Source organism: Paenibacillus sp. IITD108, assembly GCF_036541265.1.
GTDB lineage: Bacteria > Bacillota > Bacilli > Paenibacillales > Paenibacillaceae > Pristimantibacillus.
Window position 1 is genome coordinate 205,192 of the sequence record NZ_JAZHCT010000006.1, and the last position, 22,496, is coordinate 227,687.

At 42.7% G+C, this 22,496-nt stretch carries 17 protein-coding genes; 2 read left to right on the top strand and 15 right to left on the bottom strand.

Annotation, left to right across the window (positions count from 1 at the left end; genetic code table 11):
* Positions 1-16: 16 nt before the first annotated feature.
* From V1L65_RS07555 to V1L65_RS07575, 5 genes are all read right to left on the bottom strand, one after another.
* The gene (locus V1L65_RS07555) at positions 17-832 is read right to left on the bottom strand and encodes an ABC transporter permease (protein WP_331698498.1); all 816 of its coding nucleotides are present in this window, start codon (positions 830-832) and stop codon (positions 17-19) included.
* Positions 829-1,860, bottom strand: a complete 1,032-nt coding sequence (locus V1L65_RS07560) for an ATP-binding cassette domain-containing protein (RefSeq protein WP_331698499.1) — start codon at positions 1,858-1,860, stop codon at positions 829-831. The genes V1L65_RS07555 and V1L65_RS07560 overlap by 4 nt, the downstream gene beginning before the upstream one ends.
* A gap of 172 nt (positions 1,861-2,032) precedes the next feature.
* Positions 2,033-3,007 (bottom strand): cation diffusion facilitator family transporter, encoded by a 975-nt coding sequence (locus V1L65_RS07565; protein WP_331698500.1) that lies wholly within the window; start codon positions 3,005-3,007, stop codon positions 2,033-2,035.
* Positions 3,008-3,196: 189 nt separating this feature from the next.
* Entirely contained in the window at positions 3,197-3,433 is a 237-nt protein-coding gene (locus V1L65_RS07570) for a hypothetical protein (protein WP_331698501.1), read from the bottom strand.
* A 248-nt stretch (positions 3,434-3,681) separates the two neighbouring features.
* Positions 3,682-4,302, bottom strand: a complete 621-nt coding sequence (locus V1L65_RS07575; protein WP_331698502.1) for a hypothetical protein — start codon at positions 4,300-4,302, stop codon at positions 3,682-3,684.
* Positions 4,303-4,514: 212 nt separating this feature from the next.
* Here V1L65_RS07575 and V1L65_RS07580 point away from each other — a divergent pair, with 212 nt between their 5' ends.
* Entirely contained in the window at positions 4,515-5,192 is a 678-nt protein-coding gene (locus V1L65_RS07580) for a DUF559 domain-containing protein (RefSeq protein WP_331698503.1), read from the top strand.
* 1,051 nt (positions 5,193-6,243) lie between these two features.
* Here the strand turns inward: V1L65_RS07580 and V1L65_RS07585 are convergent.
* The 7 genes from V1L65_RS07585 to spoIIP form a co-directional block, all read right to left on the bottom strand.
* On the bottom strand, positions 6,244-12,072 hold the full coding sequence (locus tag V1L65_RS07585) for an S-layer homology domain-containing protein (RefSeq protein WP_331698504.1): 5,829 nt from the start codon (positions 12,070-12,072) through the stop codon (positions 6,244-6,246).
* Positions 12,073-12,172: 100 nt separating this feature from the next.
* The gene (locus tag V1L65_RS07590) at positions 12,173-12,418 is read right to left on the bottom strand and encodes a hypothetical protein (RefSeq protein ID WP_331698505.1); all 246 of its coding nucleotides are present in this window, start codon (positions 12,416-12,418) and stop codon (positions 12,173-12,175) included.
* A gap of 73 nt (positions 12,419-12,491) precedes the next feature.
* The gene (locus V1L65_RS07595; RefSeq protein ID WP_331698506.1) at positions 12,492-13,229 is read right to left on the bottom strand and encodes an ABC transporter permease; all 738 of its coding nucleotides are present in this window, start codon (positions 13,227-13,229) and stop codon (positions 12,492-12,494) included.
* Positions 13,226-13,960: an ABC transporter ATP-binding protein gene (locus V1L65_RS07600; protein WP_442955679.1), complete on the bottom strand. Its 735-nt coding sequence runs from the start codon at positions 13,958-13,960 to the stop codon at positions 13,226-13,228. The genes V1L65_RS07595 and V1L65_RS07600 overlap by 4 nt, the downstream gene beginning before the upstream one ends.
* Positions 13,957-14,397, bottom strand: a complete 441-nt coding sequence (locus V1L65_RS07605; protein WP_331698507.1) for a helix-turn-helix transcriptional regulator — start codon at positions 14,395-14,397, stop codon at positions 13,957-13,959. The genes V1L65_RS07600 and V1L65_RS07605 overlap by 4 nt, the downstream gene beginning before the upstream one ends.
* Before the next feature lie 152 nt (positions 14,398-14,549).
* Positions 14,550-15,032 carry a DUF4253 domain-containing protein gene (locus V1L65_RS07610; RefSeq protein WP_331698508.1) on the bottom strand — a complete coding sequence of 161 codons (483 nt, stop codon included), beginning with the start codon at positions 15,030-15,032 and terminating at the stop codon, positions 14,550-14,552.
* 79 nt (positions 15,033-15,111) lie between these two features.
* A complete protein-coding gene (spoIIP, locus tag V1L65_RS07615; RefSeq protein ID WP_331698509.1) occupies positions 15,112-16,326 on the bottom strand; it encodes a stage II sporulation protein P in 1,215 nt (404 codons plus the stop codon).
* A 213-nt stretch (positions 16,327-16,539) separates the two neighbouring features.
* Here spoIIP and V1L65_RS07620 point away from each other — a divergent pair, with 213 nt between their 5' ends.
* Positions 16,540-17,400 (top strand): DUF4183 domain-containing protein, encoded by an 861-nt coding sequence (locus V1L65_RS07620; protein ID WP_331698510.1) that lies wholly within the window; start codon positions 16,540-16,542, stop codon positions 17,398-17,400.
* Between the two features lie 211 nt (positions 17,401-17,611).
* Here V1L65_RS07620 and V1L65_RS07625 read toward each other — a convergent pair whose 3' ends face one another.
* The 3 genes from V1L65_RS07625 to V1L65_RS07635 form a co-directional block, all read right to left on the bottom strand.
* Positions 17,612-19,183, bottom strand: coding sequence for a response regulator (locus V1L65_RS07625; RefSeq protein ID WP_331698511.1), 1,572 nt, complete (start codon positions 19,181-19,183; stop codon positions 17,612-17,614).
* Positions 19,170-20,951, bottom strand: coding sequence for a sensor histidine kinase (locus V1L65_RS07630; RefSeq protein WP_331698512.1), 1,782 nt, complete (start codon positions 20,949-20,951; stop codon positions 19,170-19,172). Before V1L65_RS07630 ends, V1L65_RS07625 begins: the two co-directional genes overlap by 14 nt.
* Positions 20,952-21,068: 117 nt before the next feature.
* On the bottom strand, positions 21,069-22,439 hold the full coding sequence (locus tag V1L65_RS07635; RefSeq protein WP_331698513.1) for an ABC transporter substrate-binding protein: 1,371 nt from the start codon (positions 22,437-22,439) through the stop codon (positions 21,069-21,071).
* Positions 22,440-22,496: the final 57 nt, after the last annotated feature.

Below are 22,496 nucleotides of genomic sequence, written 5' to 3' on the forward strand. Positions count from 1 at the left end.
TACAATCCCCCTTTGATTAAGTACGGCGCATATAGGCGCGTACCGTAAGCGGAGCAAAAATAGCTACGACAACAGCAGCCCCAAGGAGCGATAATAAAAAATCAGAGCCGACCGTACCTGTATTAGTCAGCTCGCGCACCGCAGTTACGAGGTGTGAAACCGGATTAACGTCTGCGAACCATTTTAGCCAGCCCGGCATCGTGTCAACCGGTACAAAAGCATTAGAAACAAAGGTTAGCGGAAACAGAACAATCATAGAAATCCCCTGCACACTTGAAGCAGTACGCGCAATAACGCCAAAAAATGCGAAGATCCAGCTGATTGCCCATGCACATACAATAACTAGAATAGCAGCAACGACTACGTTCTCCAAGCCTCCATCTGGCCGGTAACCCATTATATACCCCATAATGAAAGTGATTGTAGTCGCTATCGTGTAACGAATCGTATCAGCGAGCAGCGCTCCTGCCAGTGGTGCAATGCGCGCTATTGGGAGCGACTTGAAGCGGTCAAATACTCCCTTATCCATATCCTCGCGAAGCTGAACACCTGTAACAATTGAAGTAGTAATTACCGTTTGCACAAGAATGCCAGGTATAATAACCGGCAAATAATTATCAATATTACCAGATATAGCCCCCCCAAATATATAAGCAAACATTAAAGTAAATATGATCGGCTGGAGTGTAACATCAAATAATTGCTCCGGCGTACGCCGAATCTTTAAGAGACCTCGATAAGCCATTGTCAAGGAGTTGCGAATGGTTTGTGACAAGCTCGTCTGTTTTTTCAATTTCCTGTTTGCGATAGGGTTAACTACTGTATCTCTCATATTTTTATCTCCACTTCTTCATTAGATTCATTTAGGTCCATTGAATTCTTCTCTTTTACTCCACGGCCGGTGGTAGCTAAAAAGACTTCATCGAGTGTTGGCTTTTGCACACTGATCTCTTCAAGATGAATCCCTGCCTCGCGCAAACCGATAAGTAAATCTGTAACGATATTAGCATTAGCCAGTGGTGCAGTAATTTTATTGGCTTCCACTATCACCTTAGACTCCATATCAAGCAGCCTGCCGACAAGTTGACGTGCTCTCTCCATTTCTTGTGAATCTTGTACCTTTAAGTGCAGTGCTGAAGTTCCAATAGAAGTTTTAAGCTCATCCACAGTGCCCTCAGCTACCACTCTGCCGCTATCGATCACTGCAATTCGATCTGCTAATTGATCGGCTTCATCAAGGTACTGCGTCGTTAAAAGCACAGTTGAGCCCGTCTTCACCAATCGGCGGATCGTATCCCACATCTGTGCACGGGTACGCGGATCAAGCCCCGTAGTCGGTTCATCCAAAAAGATAAGCGGCGGCTGAGCAATAAGACTTGCTGCCAAATCCAGCCGGCGGCGCATGCCTCCTGAGAAATGCTTCAATGGCCTTTTTGCTGCTTCGCTCAGCCCAAATTCTTCAAGCAGCTCCGCTGTCTTCCGCTTTGCCTCAGCACGCCCTAACCCAAGCAGCCTTGAGAAAATAATCAAATTTTCTGTGGCGCTAAGTGACTCATCAACCGAAGCATACTGACCGGTCACTCCTATTAATTGACGCACAATTTGAGGCTCCTTCACAACATCATATCCAAAGATGCGAGCGGATCCGCCGTCAGGCCGCAATAAAGTAGCAAGCATTCTAATTGTCGTCGTCTTGCCTGCACCATTGGGACCAAGTACGCCATAGATCGTACCGGCACCTACTTTTAAATCCACACCATCTACTGCATGATTGCTGCCGAAGGTTTTAACTAACCCTTGCGCCTCAACTGCCCACTCCCCACTGCTTGTATATTTTTGCTTCTTTTGTTCATAAATCATTGTGATTCCTCCCTGCATTTATTTAAAAGGATGATAACTTTCATTTATGAACTGAATATGAACGGTATAAAAGACAAAAAAATCCCCTTAATAATTATTGAACAACCCAGGTGGATTTCAATAATTATTAAAGGGATACTGCAAGGGCTGGCCTATTCATGAATACGATTGATCAGTTTACATCTTTATGAGCATGATTGAACCAAGTTCTTACGCCATCATCTACCAGAAACTCGATGATAACGTCTGTTATTCCATTTATCTCGCTAATCTTCCCTTCAATGCGCTCTTTTATAGCAATCGCTTGGGCTACTGTTAAGGAAGCGTCAATTTCGAGCTTCATTTCGATATGATAATTTTCTCCTTCTTTAATGGCAAACAGCGTCTTTATATCCTTTATCTCAGAATTCGTGAATATATACTCGGCAATCTTATCTTCAAGCTCATCATCCGCCTCGCCAAGCGCTCCTTTGGCATTGTCCATAAACACGTTCCCGACGACGTAAAACATCATGATACCAATAATAACCGAGGCTACTCCCTCAGCCGCATGCCATCCTGCAAAATAGGATATAAGAATCCCGATGATTGCAATAATTCCGCCCAATGTAGCCACCATATCTTCCATAAAAACAAGCTTTGTGGCAGGCTTTGACGCTTTGAAATTTTTGAAGCTCATTGCTATAACGGCAAGGCCATTAGCTTGCCCTCCAGTTTCATGAACAATTTCCTTCATCGCTTTGTAAAGGACGTAAACCTCAAGCAAAAAGCCTACTCCCAATACAGAAATATTAATTAGCAGCCCCGTAGATTCAGTAGGATGCAAAATATGCATAATTCCTTCTTTAATCGTTTCGTAGCTCATAACGCCTACAATAATAACCGCTCCAAGCAAAACCAGATTAACAAGCCTGCCAAATCCATCAGGAAAACGGTTAGTTGGCAGCTTCTTGCTTAAAGCACTTCCTATAAAAACAAAAAGCTGATTTGCTGCGTCTCCAAAAGAATGCATCATTTCAGCAAACATAGCCACATTTCCAGTAAAAAAATACGCTACCCCTTTAATAATGGCAATTATCGTATTTACGATTGAAGCAAGTAATGCCGCTCTATTCCCCTTTTTAAATATACTTTCCTTATTTCTCATAATACCTCCCGCACCTAGGCAACCATTGCTTGGATTCAGTTTTATTCTGCCTTTATCCAGCTCTTATATATCTATTCTTTACAGCTGCTGCAAATGTTATTAGGCTAAATCACAAAATAAGCATAAAAAAATCTCTCTAGTGAGATTCACTAAAGAGACCAAGCCACGCCCCCATTATGTAAGATGCTGCTAATCCTTAACGCCCAACGATCCTTCCTTCATCGTAAAATAGCCAACTTTCACAAACGATAAAATCCGGCTGACACTAATTCCAGTTTGATTCGAAATATCTAAAACGATTGTATCCGGGTATGCCTCAATGATGCTGCGGATTTTATTATAATTCTCCTCACAGCTTTGGCACATTTTTTTACTTCTTTTTTCAGACAGATTCCCGCAAAAATCACAGATCTGATAATTTCCCATGATGTCTCCTTTGCACAATTGAAACAATAATAGTTGGTATCAGATCAATTATATAACGTATTGGCATATGTCGCATAGAAGAGCTCGCTTATAGAACTGAACAACAATATCGCTCATATCAGTTGAACGCTGATTCGTAATCTAACTGTACGACGGTCGGTTTATGATCTAGCTGAGGAATGGTCTGTGATCTAACGCTTACCACCAAGCCTATCCGTTAGAAAATTAGGCGTTTTAATGTTCAATTCCTACTCGCTATGCTCACTTTTAATTTTATACAAGCCTTGAATCAACAATTCAGCAGGATCTCGATTCAGTTGATAATTGGTTAGCAATAAATGCAATGGAATCGCACATACGTTATTTCCATCTTTAATCGTTGGAAATCCGACTTCAAATACCGGACCAAGCTGCTCGTTGAGCGCTAGACCTGCATGTATCTGCTCTGGTGCAAACTCCTCTTTTACAGCTTTCATACATTGTGGGACGATAATCTTGTCCATGATCGCATTAGCTTCATCTTTACTTGCAGCCGGCTGTGGCAAAGTTTTACCGCCTTTGGTTTCCATCAAATTGAAGAAGAAAGAAGCCATCCACATCGCCGGATCATTGCCTGACTGGAATTTGGCTACTAGCTCTCTCAGAAAGAAACCACAGGAATATATACTTTCCGATTCATCCTTCACATGAAAAACAAAAATAGGCCCATATGCTTCAACATTCGAGATTTGTCCTTCAACGTCTTCAAAGTACATTTTTAAAGCTACCGTGCCGTTATGATGAACAGCTTTTATTAACTGAGACCAATCTTCCTCGGTCATTGTATTCTGTTTATTATTTAGTTCCTCTTTCGTTGTCTCATTGCTCATTTTCCACAATCCCTTCTGCCTCATTCATACCAACCACATAGTTATCAACTAACGACACATCTCATAACCTCTATTATAAGCGCGTGTCTGTGAATCTAGCAAACTAGGCTTTTATGCTCGACTGATGTATAATAATTCCATACGACGAAGAACGTCCTCATCTATCTCTTTGATGGAATGGGGCGTTTTATTTTTTTATAGAGGTGATTGCTGTGGATGGATTCGAGGAGGCTAATGATGCATTTATCCAATTTCATTTGAATCAGCGCTCAGGTGAAAGAAAGGGACGCTTGGAACGCGGCTACGGACACGCAGAAATATTATTTGCTAAAAATGTTTGGTGGCCGCTGAAGGGGAATTTTAATTATTTGCATCCGGAATATGAGGTATTGGATTGGCGTGGCAGGTCATACTTTGCAGATTATTTGTATATGCCCAAATCATGTAAAATGATTATTGAAATTAAAGGCTTCGGAGAGCACGTTACGAACATGGATCGTAAAAAATACTGCAGCGAGCTAAATCGGGAAACCTTTTTAACGGGGATGGGATTTCATGTCATTTCATTTTCCTATGATGATGTAGCTCAACGGCCTGAACTATGTATTCATCTGCTCCGCATAGTGCTTAGTCGATTTGAATCGGAGAATAACAAGGTGGAAAGGATATTTTTCGCTGACAACGAAGTTATTCGTCTCGCCATATCACTTGCTCGCCCAATCCGGCCAATCGATGTAACCAGACATTTCTCAATCAATCCACGAACCTCTGTAGTTCATCTGCAGCGTTTATGTAAAAAAGGGTGGTTAAAGCCGCTGCTTCGCGGTACTGGCCAAAGAACCTTATACTATGAACTAACTAGGCAGGGTTTAGATAGCGGCTTTTTATGAACTCAAACTAACTCGTGTGCAACCGATGCAGATAGTGCGTCCTACTAAGTAATGCGACTGGTGCAGATAGTGCTTCTTGCTAGGTAATGTAACTGGTGATGCTTTTGAGTCTTATTCGAGCATGCAACTGATAAGGTTAGTTTGCCTTGCAACTGATGTCTGTAAACAGCTTACTTCTGCTACATTAACAAGCCAAAAAAGAAGATCGCCACCTGTTTTATTAAACAAGCAAAGGAGGCGATCTTCTTTTACGCTGCAGAGTTTCCCTATCTTTACTCAACTAACTGTATTTCATGCCCTTAGTTTTAAGGTATTCGGCGTTTTTCTGAATCTAAAGGGAAAAACTACAGTTAGTTTGAAGAATTTCGCGAGAAACGGTGGATTTTGATCAAACTAGATGCAGGAAATGCACTTAGATTCCTTTTTTCGGCAAAAAAGGGAAAACTAGATGCATAAAATGCACTTAGTTGCCCGCGTGTGGCTTGTCTGTGCATCATCTACCAGTATTTATTAACATTTTTTACTGGAATTCATGAGCAGATGCCCAAATTCCGTTATGAACCAATAAGTTTGCTAAAAAAATCCCCGCCAAGCACCATGAAGCATCCGAATTCTACTTCGAACACAGCAGCACAGCGCCTGACAGGGATTACATCACATCGACTCATACTTCAACTTATGCCTGTGACAAGGGATTACTTCGACTCATACTTCAACTCATGCCTGTGACAGGGATTACATTGACTCATACTTCGACATATGCCTGGACTCATACTTCGATTTTTTTAATAATTAACTTTTACTTAGAGACTGTCGATTAATTGTGGATAGTTGCAACAAGCAATAGAAAGGGGGATCACTGCGATCAAGATTGGGATTCCGACCGCTGTTGTAGTCTAATTTTTATGAATAAATAACCCCTGTAAAGGAAAAAATTAGCCTACAAAGGCGGACGCTACCGCTTCTCCATTCCCATTCTTGCTCTCCGTTTCCCCTTTCTCATTCCTTCTCAATAGTTGCCCACAATGAATCGACAGTCTCACTTATTTCCTTATTTAAGGTTCAACAGCTGATACAGCATTTTGGCTAGCTCGGCCCGTGTTACATTACCTTTCGGATCGAAGCGATTACCGTCTTTACCGTTCATAATACCGAGCGATCTCACTTCATTTACCGCGGCAACTGCCCATTCCGATACAAGTCCAAAGTCTGTGAACGAAGAAGCAGAAATGCTGTTTTGGTTTTGATCCATTTTTTGATCATGGTTTTGATCACGGTTCTGATCTGGGTTCTGATCTGGGTTCTGAATCTGGTTCAGATCTTGTTTTTGATCTGCACTTTGATTCTGCTTTGTTTTCCCCATAACGGCTGCCAGCCTAGCGATCATAACAGCAGCTTCTTCACGAGTTACGGTATCCAAAGGACGAAATTTCCCTCCGCTGCCTTGAATGACACCGAATGCAGTTGCCTTAGCAATATAATCAGAATAGTAAGTATCGGCAGGCACATCGCTAAATGCAGAAGATGAATCTTCAATCTCCGCCTTCGACAGGTCCAGTGAACGCATCAAAAGTGTCGCGAAATCAGCGCGCGATACGCTTCGCTGCGGACCATAGCGGTGATCATCAATACCGCGGATAATATGCTTGGCTGCAAGCTTCTGAATATATGGTTCCGCCCAGCCTCCTGCTACATCATCAAAAGCTTTGTAAAATTCTAAAACAGCAAATTGTGATAGTTGATCAGCAGTAAAGGTTACCGTATTCCCCGCAAATTTTCCGCCAATATAAAAGGCTTCTCCTTTATCTACGGCATAAACGCCTGCAAACTCGCTGTTCAATTGGCGATGCTGCTCATCGGTCAATGTCATAGTCAGGGTCACCGGTTCTCTTAACTGAAGCACCAAAGCTTCCTTACCATTTTTCTTCGAGCGAAGAGTCAATCCAAAGGCAATCTTAGCGGAATTAAGCTTGTCGTCTGCCTTGACCCATTGATTGGTTAAACCCTCAGATGCTTTATTCAATAATGCTCCAAGCTCCAATACAATCATTTCCGCATCGGAAGTATGATCTGGCAACGATGCAGCTGGAATCTTCAACTCTAAAGCCGGCGTTACGATTTCAATCAGCAGCTTGCGTGCTTTTGCTTCCTGCCACGCGGCAGCATCCAGCTCAAGCCTTATGTTAGAGCCGCTCGCCAGTTTATCTGCTATATGAATCCCAATTTCTCCGTTATTCGTCTGTTCCATCGCTTTTTCCAAAGCTGCCCGGTCAACAGTATACTTGTCGTTTGCTTTGCCAGGCTGGAACGTAATCTTACCTGCTTCTACCTTCGGCAATGGCGTTGGCTCGGGATCAGGAGTAGGTGTTGTACCGCCTGTTTCTCCAGTACCGCCGCCGGCTCTCCCTGTCTGGAAGCCCCAAATATCGGATAAAACGATACCGCTGTTAGCATCTTCTGCTTGTACATACCATTGATAGTACATATCGCTTCTTAAATTATTCCAACTGACTGTTGTTTCAGCTCCGCTTGACACATTGCTCGTACTGCCAATTAATTGGTCTGTGTACACCTTTACGCCAATATAATCAGTAGCGACGCGCTTCGTTTTTGGCTGTAAATCCAGATCAAGCGAGAACTCATCCTTGCCTGGATATTGAATTGGATCATAATAATTGTATTCATTCAAATAAGGTGAATAAGTTTTCATGTGCAGCTTATTATTTTCGATATCAAATTGCATAAGCCGGATAAAACCAAGACCGCCTTCTGCCGCTCCTTGATAATCGGCAAGAATTTGATAAACCTTGCGATCCACAATACCGTCGCCGTTATCATCCACTTCATTAATTTTCAACTGTGAATCATGGTAGTGGCCCGATAATGTTGCGAATACATTTTTGTTTGGCAGGACAACCTTCTCGTAGATTTTATCTGCGATTGGCGCACGGTTATTCGATACTAGCAAATATTCATGCAGAGCTAGAATTGCTTTACGTTCCGGGTATTTAGAGACAACTTCATTCATCCATTCGATCTCCTCGTCAGCCAATCCCCAGCCCATATAGACGATGATGAAATCATTTCCGCCTGCCGACACGAGATCATAGTGTCCCCGGTTGTTTTTATAGGAGCCGCCGAACGTCGGCATATCCTTGAAACGCCAGTCGCCAAAATATTCATAGTACTTCGTATAATCATTATTTTGATGGCCGACGTCATGATTGCCAGCTAATACGCCGTATGGAATATTGGCATCCTCTAGTATTTTCATTTTTTTATCGGCTGCTATCCATTGGTACTCCTGATATTCCTTGTCCACGATATCGCCTGTATGAACAATATATTTCAAATTAATCTTCTCTTTATTATCTGCAAACCATTTTACGATCGACTCATAAATATGAGGATAGCTTTCGGAATAATATTGTGTATCGGACATCCATCCGATTGTAAAATCATATCGGTCCTCTGTAACTGGCGAAGATGATGACAAAGCCGCAATCTCATCTTGAACGAGAACTTGAATCGTATGATCCTTTGCATAATCCCCAGCTTTTACTACAGCAGTCAGCTCGAAATCTTCCGTTCCAGCTATTTTACTGTTCAACAGCTCCCAAGCTCCGCTTGTGTAGCTCCATGCATACAAGCTTACTTTACGGCCTTTGAGTGAATTTCCTTTCCACTCTATAACAGCTTGATCGGCTGCTTTTACAGAAGGGTCAAGTTTGATTTCATAACGCTGATACGGGAATTGCTCTACAGCATCATTTACTAAATATTGTCCATCCTGCTCGCCAATTTTTGCGTAATCTTCCTCAGTAAGCGGTTCTTCTCCACTTGGAACCATCACTTTAGGCGGCTCTGTATCCGATGCATGCTTAAAGCCTTTGAAGCCTGTTCTATGTTTACTGTCATACTTGAATCCCTTATAAAAGGAAACATCAAGCGCATCTCCCTCAGGATCCTCCACCTTTACTGTCAAGTTCGCGCTGCTTCCAGAAACGCTCTTTCCATCCGTCGGCCCGATAAGTTCTGGAGAATTTGGATTCTCATCCGGAACTTCAAATTGAACGTTTTTTTCTGTTGCATTGCCTGCTTTATCTGTTGCCTTAATAAATAACGTATGAATACCGCCGCTTAGACTTCCAGATGAAGTGGCATACGGCAATGTAATATTTTGTCCGTCAAGCTTCGTTTCTACATGCTCCACGCCTGAAAGCGCATCTGCAATCAAGGCATTGATCTCAAAAGTTCCGCGGTATTGCTTGCCTTCTTCAATGCTTGGCTCGATCGAAGGTGCAGTATTATCAACCGAAACATTAGCGGATACCTCTTCCGATTGATGCTTTGCTTTTATTACATGAATGCCGTCTTCCAATGCCGTTGTGTCCCATTCATACGCTTTAGCTTTCAGCATCTCAGGCGTCAAATTGAACTGGAAGCCAATCGACTCATGCTTGCCGGCGCTGTCTCCCATCTTGATTTCCTTATCGCGATCAGCATAAAGTGGATCTTTTATTTCAGTTCCGTCTGCAAGCAGCAAACGTATATTTTTAATTTCGAAATCATCCTTATTTTCTTCTGGACGAGGATCAAACGGCGATGACTTGGACCCTGCACGAATATAAATCACATTATCACTGCCAAGCTTCAATCGGTCAGCAGGGATTGGAAATGATAGAGTCGTATAATTCGGAATTGGATCCATAAACGTATACAAAATGGTAGCATCGCCAAGCTCGGGCGGTCCCATTGTAATTCCGTTTTTGAAGTAATAATCTACATTTTTAGCTTCAAATACAAAGTAAGCATCATTCTCTAAAGCATACGATGTACTGCTGTCAGCAATCTCACTGCCGTCAATGCTTAATGTTAGCGGCTCTTGACCAGGAATTTGTGCGGTGCCCTTCAGTATGGCAATTCCGCTAATAATATCGCCATCTTTTACATTCAGTCTCAAAGGCGACTGGTCAGGACCGCCAACAATCTCCACCCTTTTAACATCTGTATCTACCGTATTTGTGCCATCGGACACACTGAAATAATATTCGACGTATGCTCTGCCGATAAGATCAGCAGAAGGAAGCTTATAATGATACAGCTTGTCATTGTAATCCTGTATTAAATATTCGCTAACAAAGACTGTTTGCTTGTCGGAGCGTACAAATACTTCAACAGAAGTAATTTGCTTGTCATCCTCAGCCCGCACCTTAAGATCAAGCGATTGCGATTGATCGATCTGGTCTACATTAGTCAAGTCAGTGACGGCTGGTTCAATCGTGTCGGGAATGACATGCTTCGGAATAGCAGGAACCTGTGAAGCATCGATGCTGCCTGGCGAACCCATTGCTGTACCGGAGCTAGCTTTGATCATATTTACACTGCCGTTAACCGGATATTTATATTGAATGCCACGATCCTCTTTCGTTTCATCGCTCTTTACTCCGCCGTCATACATTTGATCTGCATCATAATAAGCAGCAGAAATTTCCTTGCCTGTATTCGTTTTGATAACAACTGCTCGGCGGCCGGAATTAGCCATACCGTCACTCTTAATCATGAACAAGTCTTTATCTTCTACCAGTGTTGTATTAAAAAAAGTATTAAAGTCTTGAACTGTAAAATGGCTATTTGCGCTGTTAACAATCCAAAAAACAACAGACTGCTGCGCTGGAATCATAAACTTCTCATTCGTAGATGCCCATTTTACATCGGCGACAGGGCCTTTGTCGGGGTAACGATAGTATATTTTATAATTGTTAAAATTTATCGGCTGGTCTGTATTATTGTATATTTCAATAAATTCATAAGCATCTGAACTATTGACATTTTTAGAATTAGGCAAAAGCTCAGTGACTAGCAGTTCAGGCGCTTGCTCAGGATCAAATGCAGGCAAGTTAACTTTAGCCGAATAGCTTTCGGTTGTATCCTTAACCCGAAGCTTGTATTCAAGCTCAGGCTCGATCAACGCTGCTGCAGGGATAATCGCACTGAATTTCCCTTCACCTTTAGACATCATCGAAGCAATTGTATATCTTGCTTGCGATGTGGTTTTATACAGCAGTTCCATTGCTGGCAAATGACCTTCTTCAAAATCTGAAAAGTTTTGGATCGCTGCTGAAATCTCGTAATCGGCAGCTTCTATTAAAGTGCCTGGCGTATGTACAATTACAGGCTGCGCCCCCGATACAACAGGCGGTTTAATCTGCTCTGGCGTTACAACTCCAGGAGTTGCATCCAAAGTGCCTGAATCAGGCATAATCACGATCATATTTTTACTTGCACCTTCCGGATGACCGAAGAAAATGCCTTTGTTCAATTTGACGTGGCTTGCCTCATAAGTAGCGGATACTACAACTTCGTTAGAAGTTCTCTCCTTGATTTGCAAATTGCGAGCAGACGAATTGGCCATTCCTCCGCCGCCTTCAAGTCGAAATATATTCACGCCTTCTTGAAGATCCGTGCTTGTAGAAAAATTAGTTAGAAACTTATCCAGTGTTTCATCGGTATTATTTCCGTTCATAATCCAAAAAACGATTGCTTCATGTGCCGGAATAATGACGTTATCTGTTTCCTTTGTCATTTTCCATGAATCAACATTATTGTAGAAAAAGTAATACTGCTCATCAAAATTAATTGGCTGATCTGTATTATTATAAACCTCAACAAACTCATATGCGTCTGCCTTGTTAACATTTTCCGTGTCTGGTACCATTTCTGTAATAAGCAATGCAGGGCCAGAATTGTACTCTGCTGTTAATGCTTGAACAGTTGTACTTTCATCATTTGTTGCACCTGCTGACGGTACGATCACGCTAAGCAGCATGCTGCTCAATACTAGCGTAGATACCCATCTCTTCCATTTCCTTTTAATCACTACCAAATACCCCTTTCATCAACTACTCAAATTCCATAGAATTTTTCTGTGTTCTAGATAAGGGTATCAAGTAATTATTTGCTGAAGATCAACTGCATATTTAGAAATCGTAAAGGACTATTTGGTTTAACCAATGTGCAAATAATTTCTCTTCTTCAAACTGCGGGTAATGAGCCGAATGTTCAAAAACTACAAAATCCTTCACGGGTGCTTCCAGCATCTCAAAATATGCTCTAGCCGTATTAACTGGAGTCATATAATCATATGCGCCCATGACAAAATAGCATGGGATTTCTAACAGGTTTACATAGCTGCATCCAGGGATACCTTTCCATTCAACTCGCAAAAGTTATATTAATTCTTAGAGATTCAAAAAAAGCAGCCCATATGGCTGCTTAACAGTTGAGGGGGCTGCTCTGCTAATCCGTATCACTTTGCATTTTCTTGTTAAATATATAAATCGCAATAATCATGATAGCAGCTGCATAACCAATCACCCACCAAAGATGCGGTAAAATAGATGAATAGTCTTTGTAAATAGCAGCTCTGCCCGCGTCTACAGCATGTGCGAAGGGAAGAGTGTATGCAATTTCTTTAAACCAACCGCCCATCAAATTCAGATCGAACCAGGTACCGCTCAGCCATGCGCTAAGATTGGTCAATAGTGCACCACAGACGCCTCCTACTTGCTTGTCATTTAACAGGCTGCCTGCCAGCAGTCCGATCACTATAAACAGTACAACCGTCGGAAGCAGCACAATGATAGAAAGCAAAACGTTTAAGTTGATAGGCAGCCCTATAAAAAATGCTGCAACAAAACTTATAGCAATTTGCAAAATGGACAAGGGAATAAGCGGAAAAGTATAACCCATAATGTAATCGCGGGCAGTTAATGGAGCCGTGAACAGCCTCGTCAGAAACGAGGTGCTCCTGTCCTTGGCGATGAGCATGCCAGAGAATAAAGAAATAAAGGAAAGGCCGAAAACGGCTATTCCCGGAATAAGATTGCTAATTACAAATAGCTCAACCTCGATATTCGCCTGCATGGCAGATAACATGAATAGTATGACTAATGGAAAACCTATTCCAAATGCTAAATTCAGAGGATCTCTAATCATCTCTTTGCGGTTTCGGTCGGCAAATGCTAGTGCTTTCATGATACAGCCCCCTCTTTTGCAACGATGGAGACAAAAGCATCCTCGAGTGTTTTCGCATTTTTCTTTTTCATCAATTCAGCCGCTGTTCCAACTGCTTTTAATTTTCCTTTTACCATAATGCCTATTCGATCCGAAAGCGCTTCTGCTTCCTCCATATAATGAGTCGTTAGTATAATCGTTATTTTTCCCTTCAATCTTCCAATAATGTTCCACAGCTCTCGTCTTGCAAGTACGTCCAATCCCAATGTTGGCTCATCTAGAAAAAGGATTTGCGGATTTGAAATAAGAGCCATAGCGATACTGAGCCGTCTTTGCATGCCGCCTGATAACGTTTTTGCTTTATCGCTAGACACATCCTTGAGACTAAATGCTATGAGCATCTCTTCCACTTTTTTTTCCACAGTATTTTTATTGAATTCATATATTTTAGCCATAAAAGCAAGATTCTCTTTCACCGATAAGTTGCGGCCGATCGCCGTTTCCTGCGGAGAAACGCCGATTTTTTCTTTTACTGCATAAGCATTAGTTACGATGCTGTCTCCAAGCAGAACTGCATCTCCGCTAGTGGGCTTGCTTAGGCAAGTAAGCATTTTGATCGTTGTCGTTTTGCCGGCGCCATTCACACCGAGCAGTGCAAAAAGCTCGCCTTGCTCTACTGAAAGGCTGAGAGAATCTACTGCTGTTTTTTCACGGAATTTTTTTGTTAAACCCATTGTTTGAATAGCTGTCACTCCTCTTCCTCCTCGCATTCCTGCGCATTCATTATATCTTGTGCAAACTGAAACAATCCCTCGCTTTTCATTATCGCCAGTCCATGCGCAGACTCATCACCAAGTACAACTAAGCTGTCACCTGGAGAAATGTTAAAAATCTCTCTCGCTTTTTTCGGTATAACGATTTGCCCGCGTTCACCAACCTTCACTAATCCAAATATGTGTTTCCCCTTTGGCCGTATGCCGATTTGTTCTTTTTCTTCTGAATGATGAACCAGGTCGTCCAATACGACCCCATAAAGTTCCGCTAAAGCTATACAATTATTAATATCCGGCACAGTTTCGCCGTTCTCCCATTTCGCAACAGCCTGTCTTGAAACTCCGATCCTCTCAGCAACGTCTTCCTGCGTATATCGATGCTTTTTTCGCAAATTTTTCAAGTTCATGCAAATCATACTTTTCACACTCCTTGCCCTTATTATAAAGCCGTTTTCCGAATAAACCACCAATCTAAGTTAACATGAAATGTTCGGTTCAGTTAACAATAATAAAAAAACAGCCCACATCGGGCTGCCTGATTTCGTAACTCTATAAGCTATAATCGTATTCAATCCCACCAAAAATACCACACATCGTGCTTCAGTAAATAGTCGGCATAATGCCCCAGCGTCGGATAGCTTTCCAAAACATATTGGCAAAACATAAAATGCTCTTTAGCGAGCTTTAATGCATCCTCTTGTGTCGACGGTTTTCTTCCGGCTTGTAAAACCCAAGTATCATCCGACACCGCAAGCGCTCTTGTCTCGTAGTTTTCCTGCCAATGTTTCATAATAACCGATTGGTATTCAGGAAGCGGACATTCATTAAAACCTCCCATCGGAACCCATAACGGCGCTTCAAAGCCGGACTCTGGCGACAATGCCAATACGATCAGCTTCTCGTCTTCATCTTCTATTTTACTCTGAATCCACGAATAATTTAAAATGAAAGGCTCCGTCTCCGCTTCACAAAGCTGTTCGTTTAATAGCTCATGCCCTTCCCATATCAATTTATAGGCTTGGTAGATTCCTTCAAAGCCTTTCCCGTCCAAATTTTTCTGGTCTGCAGGAAGATCCGTATAATAAAGCTGAGACTCTACGATTTTCCGCCATGCATCTTCTGCGCTTAAGCTATGAACCTTTGCCAGCGTTCAAATATTGTGCGAATACATCGGCAATCGCTTCGGAAGTATGCAAGCTTTCTTGGAGCGTGTTGTTCGTTCCCCCGATCTCCAACAATATGCTGCCCGGGGAAATCGACTGATTGTATTCTCCATTCCCTTTATCAGCGCTTTTGGTTAAAATGCCGCGCGATAATCCCGGGTACTTTTCATTTAACAGCTTGTTTAACGATTCGGCGAAAGCTTTGTTTTCCTTGTAACGAGGGTGTCCGGTACCGATCACGAACAAAATTCGCGCATATGTTTTACCTTCGATCGTAATCGTGGTTTTCTCACGCGGAACGTCTGCATCTCGGTGGATATCGAAGAAATAGGAAAGCGACGGATAGTCTTTTCTAGCCTTTTCAATAGCTTTGCGTGATACCGAGTATGATTGACTATAACTCAGCTTCTCCTGCTTCAGCCGTTCAGCGAAATCATCTTGACTGGATAATGCAGGAATGCCTTTTTCCTCCAACAGCTGATCGAGGCGCTTCCCTACCAATGTAATATTTTCGACCGGGTCGTCAACAGAAGAGCCCTTTGTATTACGTGCGATGTTTTTCCAAGATTCTCTATTATGAGTATGATAAATAAATAACATCGGAGCGAAATTCTCGTCCTTTTTCGAAGATGTTGTAACATTGCCATTTCGTTTCGAGAAATCAGTATTTACGACCCAGCTTGCAACATAAGCTGTGCTTTTATTCGGAAGAGATACTTTGTACCATTCCCCCTCAGTACTGATGATCGAGTAGGTATGGCCTGGCTGTGCCTTGCCGATAATTTTATAATCGGTTCCCGGGCCGCTGCGCAAATTTGTCACATCAGTAATATGAACGATGGTCGGCTGCTTGAGACTCGTATCTGCGTCTGTCCCCTTCGACTGCGCCGGCTTGGAGCTTTCATATTGTATGTATTCTTGGTATACCCAGCCGATACTTTCCTTCGATAAACGAATTTTTACCCAATCGCTCTGCTTATCAAGCACTTCATACCGGGTTGACTTTCCTATCTTTCGGATGATGGATGCCGATAAATTCGGCTCTGTGCGTACATTCAACACGTCCACCGTACTTCTGGCATATTCTATTTGATCCGCCTTATTGGCAGCATATGCCGCATCAATGGAGCCGAAAAGCAAAGTAGCGCCTAGGATGGCACTTATTATTTTGTTACGTAACAATCGTACTCAACCCCCTATGTCGATTCTATCATCTATCGATTCGACATAGATTGGCAAAATCCCTTCTCATACAACCCAAAAATATAGCATTCGCGCACGATTCCAAGGAGTGTACGAATGCTGGAATATTACTCTCAATTTTGATGCCGTGACCATGTCTCTTAAATATTGATATTTTGAGCAGGTGTCTGTCCGTTTCGCATCCAGACGAATTTGAATTTACTGAAATTAATAACTCATAGCGAAGGGAAAGGAGAAACAATGAAACGGAATGTCTATTACTGCTGCAAATGTTATTTTTCTTGTAGCTGTAAAAAACATAGAGGACATCGTAGGAAGAACACGAAGAAAAAACGTGTCATTCAAACAAAGGTTAACACATTCTATACGGTGTCTGATGGCGTCAAAAGAACTTATACAAATAATGACCATATAAAGGGATACGGGAAGAACTATATCCCAGACCCGCGTAAAGTTTCATTTGTGAGCCTCTACGTCAATGGCGTGTTACAGCCTTCCGTCAACTACAAATTCAGTAAAGGGAAAATGAAACTAAAAACAACAGATGTTCCCGTAAAAGGTGTTCCGATAACCGCTCAGTTTGTGAGTATTAGTTGGGTAAAGTCACGGTCTCGCCGAAAGGAGGTGATGAACATGGCCGCAAGTCTCGTAAAGTTATATGTCACCGCGACAGCTTCCCAGCCTATTGCTTCAGACGGCGAAGTTACAACCACAGTGAATCCATCTGTAACACGTTACGTTGCAGTCGTGGAAAGTGGAATGATTGGAGCAACAGATACAACCATCCTGGCAGATAGTTTCGTGGACGACAATGGTGCAGCAGTGAGTGCCCTTCCAGCACCGCCAACGAATGGATATTACAATGTATATTCAAACGGTGTGCTGCAAGAAGGCGGATTGTCTACCCTTAGTACAAGCCAGTTGGTTTTATCGACGAATCAAATTATTGCAGGTACTCCGGTGGTTTTAGAGGTTGCAGATTTCTCCAATACGACATCTGCAATTACTACAGAGCCAACTATTTCTGCACCGACTATTACCGTTACCACGTAAAAAATCAATGCCACCTCGCTTTGCTATAAGTGGGGTGGCATTATATTATGTTGAGATGTTATTTCCACATAAATGAGGCAATGGGTAACGATTGTATATATTTACCAATACAAAGGGTTTTCAGCAGTTTGACAAGGTCATCGCATGCTGGCCTTGTCTTTTGTCGTCTGCGGTCTCAGAAAACCTCAATCTCGAAATCGTATTTTTTCGTCTATTTGGTAGACTTGTAGTCCTGCGGACTAATTCCGATATATTTTTTGAATACTTTGGAGAAATACGTCCGATCCGAGTACCCCAGCTTAATCGCAACCATCTCCACCGCTTCGCCCTGCTCAAACAATTGCTTGGCAATGTTCATCTTGTATCTATGCACATATTCGGTAAAGTTAACGCCTGCAATTTTCTTGAAATAGCGGGAGAAATAGCTCGGGTTCAGGAACAGATGATTGGCCACTGAAACCGATGAAACGTTTTCAGCCAAATTGATAGTAATATATTCATTGATCTCGTGCAATCTGGGTTCTCTGGTCAATTCCTTGCGCTCTTTGACCTGAGCGCCCCCAATCTTGTTTATATGCTGCTTGGCCAGCAGAACAGCTTCCCGGGAGGAAACGGTATGCGGCAACAGCGTATACAAATTTTCCTTATCGTATTGAAAATTCCATTCATAGTCCAGCGCCCGCAACATCTGAGACAAATGATACCAGAACGACTTTGGATTCAGCATGACGATCCGGGCATAATGCTCCATCTGCTCCACTACCGTCTCCAACGCGCTCAAACTCCGCTTTTCATTGGCCAACAACAGATCTTCCTTGTACCGCTTGAATTCCTGATCGTCCGCTGTCCATACCGGAAGCGGTTCATCGGGCATATGGGAGACGGTCGAGTCTTCGTAATAAATCATTCTCTGAAATTCCATCAATCGTTCATATGCCGCCTTTAGCGCGCCCAGACCGTGCAGTTCGCCGCTGATAGCGCCTCTCATTTCAATCTTCAAGTAATCTTTGATTTTCAGACGGAGCCTCTCCAAGTATGTCTCAAATTCTTTATGGATATTAACCGCCAAGTTGGGCTTATAATTCAGAATAAATACAAATTTCCCTGCCTGCTCCAGCGGAATAATTGTGACAGGCGACCAAGTGCCTGCCGTCTCTTCCGCAATATTAAAGAAGGCATAATGAATCAGATCCATATCCTCATAGCGATAATGCTCTAGCAATGAGGCGTAATCGATCGCCACCACGGCCAGCATGAAACGCGGAAGTTCCCAACGTATCCCGACCTTCTCCAGCAATTGCTGCAACCGCTGCTCATTCATCTTCCCTACAAGTTGACGCCACAGTTGTTTCTTGACTTGATCACGATGGTGTTCCAGTTCTTCTCTGAAGGACAATTGATCGATGCGATCCCGCAATTCATCGGCCACTCTGGATGCTTTCTGTAAGCTGTTGCTCAGTTTCTTCGGTGTTAATTCGTCCTTGATCAAATAATCGTCAGCCTGCAGACGCACAGCGCTTCTGGCATAACCAAAATCCTCATGGCATGTCACAAATATAATGCGTACTGCGGAGTTGATCTCGCGAATCCGGGAAGCCAGCTCGATTCCGTCAATTTGCGGCATCCCAATATCTGAAATTACAATATCCGGATTTTTCTCCCGAAATATCTCAAGCGCCTTGACACTGGAGAAGGCAGTGGCCACAACTTGCAAATTCAACTCTTCCCATTGAATTATTTGTTCCAAATAGCGGAGCATCGGCACATCATCATCTATGATCATTACTTTTCTCAATCTGATCACCTTCTTTGCCATCTGATAATGGAATACGTGTGGACACTGTTATTCCATTGTCCGTATTTTCAAAAATTCGGATAGAGGCGGAACCTCCGAATGTCAGTTGCAGCCTGCGTAACACATTGGGCAACCCGATATTCTGATTGGATGCTGCCGGCTCTTTATCATTTTCCAGAATGGATCGCAGGTTAGCCAACGTATCGACGGGCGCCCCTTTGCCATTATCTGCGACATCGATCACCAGGGTGCCTTCTAAACAATATACATCTACCCGTATGGCCGGATTGGCGGGATAATCGGGAAGTTTGGAGAAGCCATGAATAATTGCATTCTCTACCATAGGTTGCAACATCAGCCTTGGCACCATAAACGATTTCCATTCATCAGGAATGTGTATGAGAAATTGAAAGTCCATTTCGGTACGCATCTTCAATATACGGGTATAGTCCATCAGCAGCCTGCATTCGTCTTCCAACGAACACATCTCATTAACCCGCATATATGCCCGCAGTAAACTCATCAATGATCCGAGCTGTCCGCCGTGCACCTGATCCCCTTTTAACATTAGGTTACATTTGATCGAATTTAACGTATTAAGCAGAAAATGAGGCTGAATTTGCGCAAACAATGCCTGCAATTCAATTACCCTTTTTTCTTCCTGCTCCTGTTCAATGTTCAAGAGCAGACGGTTGATTCTGTCCAGCATGTTATTGAATGCAATCCCGAGAATGGACAACTCGTCTTTGCCTTTGGCCGGGAAGCGGACGACACGATCTCCCTCGCCAAAATTTTCAGCTACTCGGCGCAGTTTGTCCAGCGGGCGATAAAGCTGCCTTCCGATAAAGATGGAAATGAATATAAAAAGAATGAAGCAAATCGTAATCAGCAAAATATGTATCCGAAACACATAGGTTAGTTCTTTAGTAATTTCTTTGTTGGAAAACCGATAGATCAATTCCCAGCCTGTATTAGAAACAATTGACCGGAGTTCTACCTGATTGTCACTAGAAATTGCATCTGTTCCATCCATCTTATAAGAGAAAACTTCTTCGCCCTTCTCATTAACCAGATCGATTTGCCCAAAATTAACAGAAGACATCACTTCTTGAAAATAATGAATTGGAATACCGATAAACAATGTCCCCAGCCGCTCGCCCGTATATATATGTTTAACGGGACGCATGGCCATATAGAAGGAATCCGATTTCCGCAAATTGCTTACCTTGAGATTCTCCGCCATCATCCATTGCAACTGATTGGGATTTGCATGAGTGATCCAGTCGGAGACGGCTTCCTGGGCCACCCAGGTTTTAAGCGAACGATAATCGAGTTCATTGTTGTTGCCGTACACAATATAGCCCTGCTGATTCAGATAAAAAATAGAGGCTTTCATTCCTGATGTTTTGGAAAACACCAGATCGATATAATCCGTAATATACATTAGGTTTTCGTAATTTTTCGAGGATTGCAAAACCGCTACATCTTTAAAGCTTCTCAGGGATTCCAGAAAACTTGCGTTTTTGTTGAAGCTGATTAAATTGTTGGTATAAATCACGTCCTCCATCGATTTGGACAAATCGTGGGCAATCATCGTGATTACATTATGCTGAGAAGCTTTTACCTTCTCAAGCGTAATATCTTTGATAACTATATAGGCAAGCAAGCTGGCACTGACAAGAGGGAGCAAGATGAAGAATAGTAGCGACAACTGGATGCGCGAATAAAACGAATACTTCTGAAACCACTTCATCATTCCGTTCCCTTCCCTCCGTCCAGTGGCCTTATTGATGTGACGAAATGTTACCCTAGAATACATAATAAGGCAACCTTTATAAGGTTACCTTTACTATGTATAAATTGTGAACGGTCGTTACTTGGATTGCTCAATAATTTTGTTGGCTTCCGAAACCATCCACGCTTGCGTGTCTGCAGCTGACGCTTTGTCCAGCAAGAACATGCTGAGGCCTTCCTCCAACACTTTCTTCAGTTGGCTGGAATAAGCTGTGGAGAAAGTAGGATCATAAGGGATATTTACACGGCTATCGTACACCGTATTTTTGAGAGATTCCACATCGATCAAGTTTTCAAAGCCACCTGCCATGCTGGAGATGACAAGTCCTGCATCTACACTTTTGGAACCCGGGAAGTCAGTGATAACGTCCGTTTGCTGCGCCAAGAACTTGATGAAGTCATATGATTCCTTCTTGTGTTTGGAATTGGCTCCGATCGCATTGTAATGTCCGCCTACATAGGAAGAACCGATCTCCACATTTTCAGAAGAACGAGGCAGCGGTGCAAATACCGTTTGGAAATCATGCGGATACTTTTCCTTGTCCTTGATCATGCCGATCAGGAAAGAGCCCGCCGGAACCATTGCCGCTTCACCGTTCAAATACTCTGATGCATAATGCAGCTTGGATGCAATAACATCGGAGAATGGTTTAACAGATTTGCTTTCTTCCATAGCACGGCGCATATCGAGGTAGTCAGCAAACACTTTTTCACCAAATACAGGCGTTTCGTCTTCTTTTAAATACGGATGCGGCAATTCGTTATACGCTGGGAAGCTTGCATATTCGCCCCATGTGTGGAAATACGTGCCGTATTGTCCGTCTTTGGTCATTTTTTGTGCATAATCGCGGAAATCATCCCATGTCCAGCCCCAAACCGGAACTTCCAGCCCAGCATCTTCCAATGCTTGCTTGTTAATAGCTACGAGCCATGGCTGTGCCAAATCTTGAATGCCGTATACGTTACCGTCATAGATCGGATTAATGAAGAACTCGTCCGCCGGCTTGATGCCGTCCGCGTCCAAATATTCGTTAATCGGAGTCAGAATGCCGCGTGCGGCACGCTCGATCAAGAAATCAACATGCGAGAAAGCAACAACGTCGATTGCTTCTCCCGTACCAGCCATAATGTCAAGCTTCTGATAGAAATCCGTGCTGTTTGCATTCGTAACCAGCTTCACGTATTCAACTTTGATATGAGGAAACTCTTTCTCGAAGTTAGCTATTTTTTCCATTGTTTTTTCTTCCGCTACTCCGTCTTCCCAGCTATAATATTTGATAGTCACATCTTTTGGCTTTTCGTTTTCATTGTTGTTCTGTTCGCTCGACGCCGTCGGTTGCGGCGGTTCCGTAGCTGTCCCCTGATTGTTCCCCTTGTTGTTAGATGAACCGCATCCTGCAAGCAGTCCAATAACCAATATCATTATAGCCAAAAATTTAACCGTTTTCATTCTTTTTTCCTCCCTTTTTCATATACCATTTATACCTCTTCCGTATCTTACAATGCC

Excerpts from the sequence above, each read along its gene's own strand:
- V1L65_RS07575 (WP_331698502.1), bottom strand. The coding sequence starts at position 4,302 with ATGAGCAATGAGACAACGAAAGAGGAACTAAATAATAAACAGAATACA.
- V1L65_RS07595 (WP_331698506.1), bottom strand. The coding sequence starts at position 13,229 with ATGAAAGCACTAGCATTTGCCGACCGAAACCGCAAAGAGATGATTAGA.
- V1L65_RS07570 (WP_331698501.1), bottom strand. The coding sequence starts at position 3,433 with ATGGGAAATTATCAGATCTGTGATTTTTGCGGGAATCTGTCTGAAAAA.
- V1L65_RS07635 (WP_331698513.1), bottom strand. The coding sequence starts at position 22,439 with ATGAAAACGGTTAAATTTTTGGCTATAATGATATTGGTTATTGGACTG.
- V1L65_RS07560 (WP_331698499.1), bottom strand. The coding sequence starts at position 1,860 with ATGATTTATGAACAAAAGAAGCAAAAATATACAAGCAGTGGGGAGTGG.
- V1L65_RS07605 (WP_331698507.1), bottom strand. The coding sequence starts at position 14,397 with ATGATTTGCATGAACTTGAAAAATTTGCGAAAAAAGCATCGATATACG.
- V1L65_RS07625 (WP_331698511.1), bottom strand. The coding sequence starts at position 19,183 with ATGATCATAGATGATGATGTGCCGATGCTCCGCTATTTGGAACAAATA.
- V1L65_RS07630 (WP_331698512.1), bottom strand. The coding sequence starts at position 20,951 with ATGATGAAGTGGTTTCAGAAGTATTCGTTTTATTCGCGCATCCAGTTG.
- V1L65_RS07565 (WP_331698500.1), bottom strand. The coding sequence starts at position 3,007 with ATGAGAAATAAGGAAAGTATATTTAAAAAGGGGAATAGAGCGGCATTA.
- V1L65_RS07555 (WP_331698498.1), bottom strand. The coding sequence starts at position 832 with ATGAGAGATACAGTAGTTAACCCTATCGCAAACAGGAAATTGAAAAAA.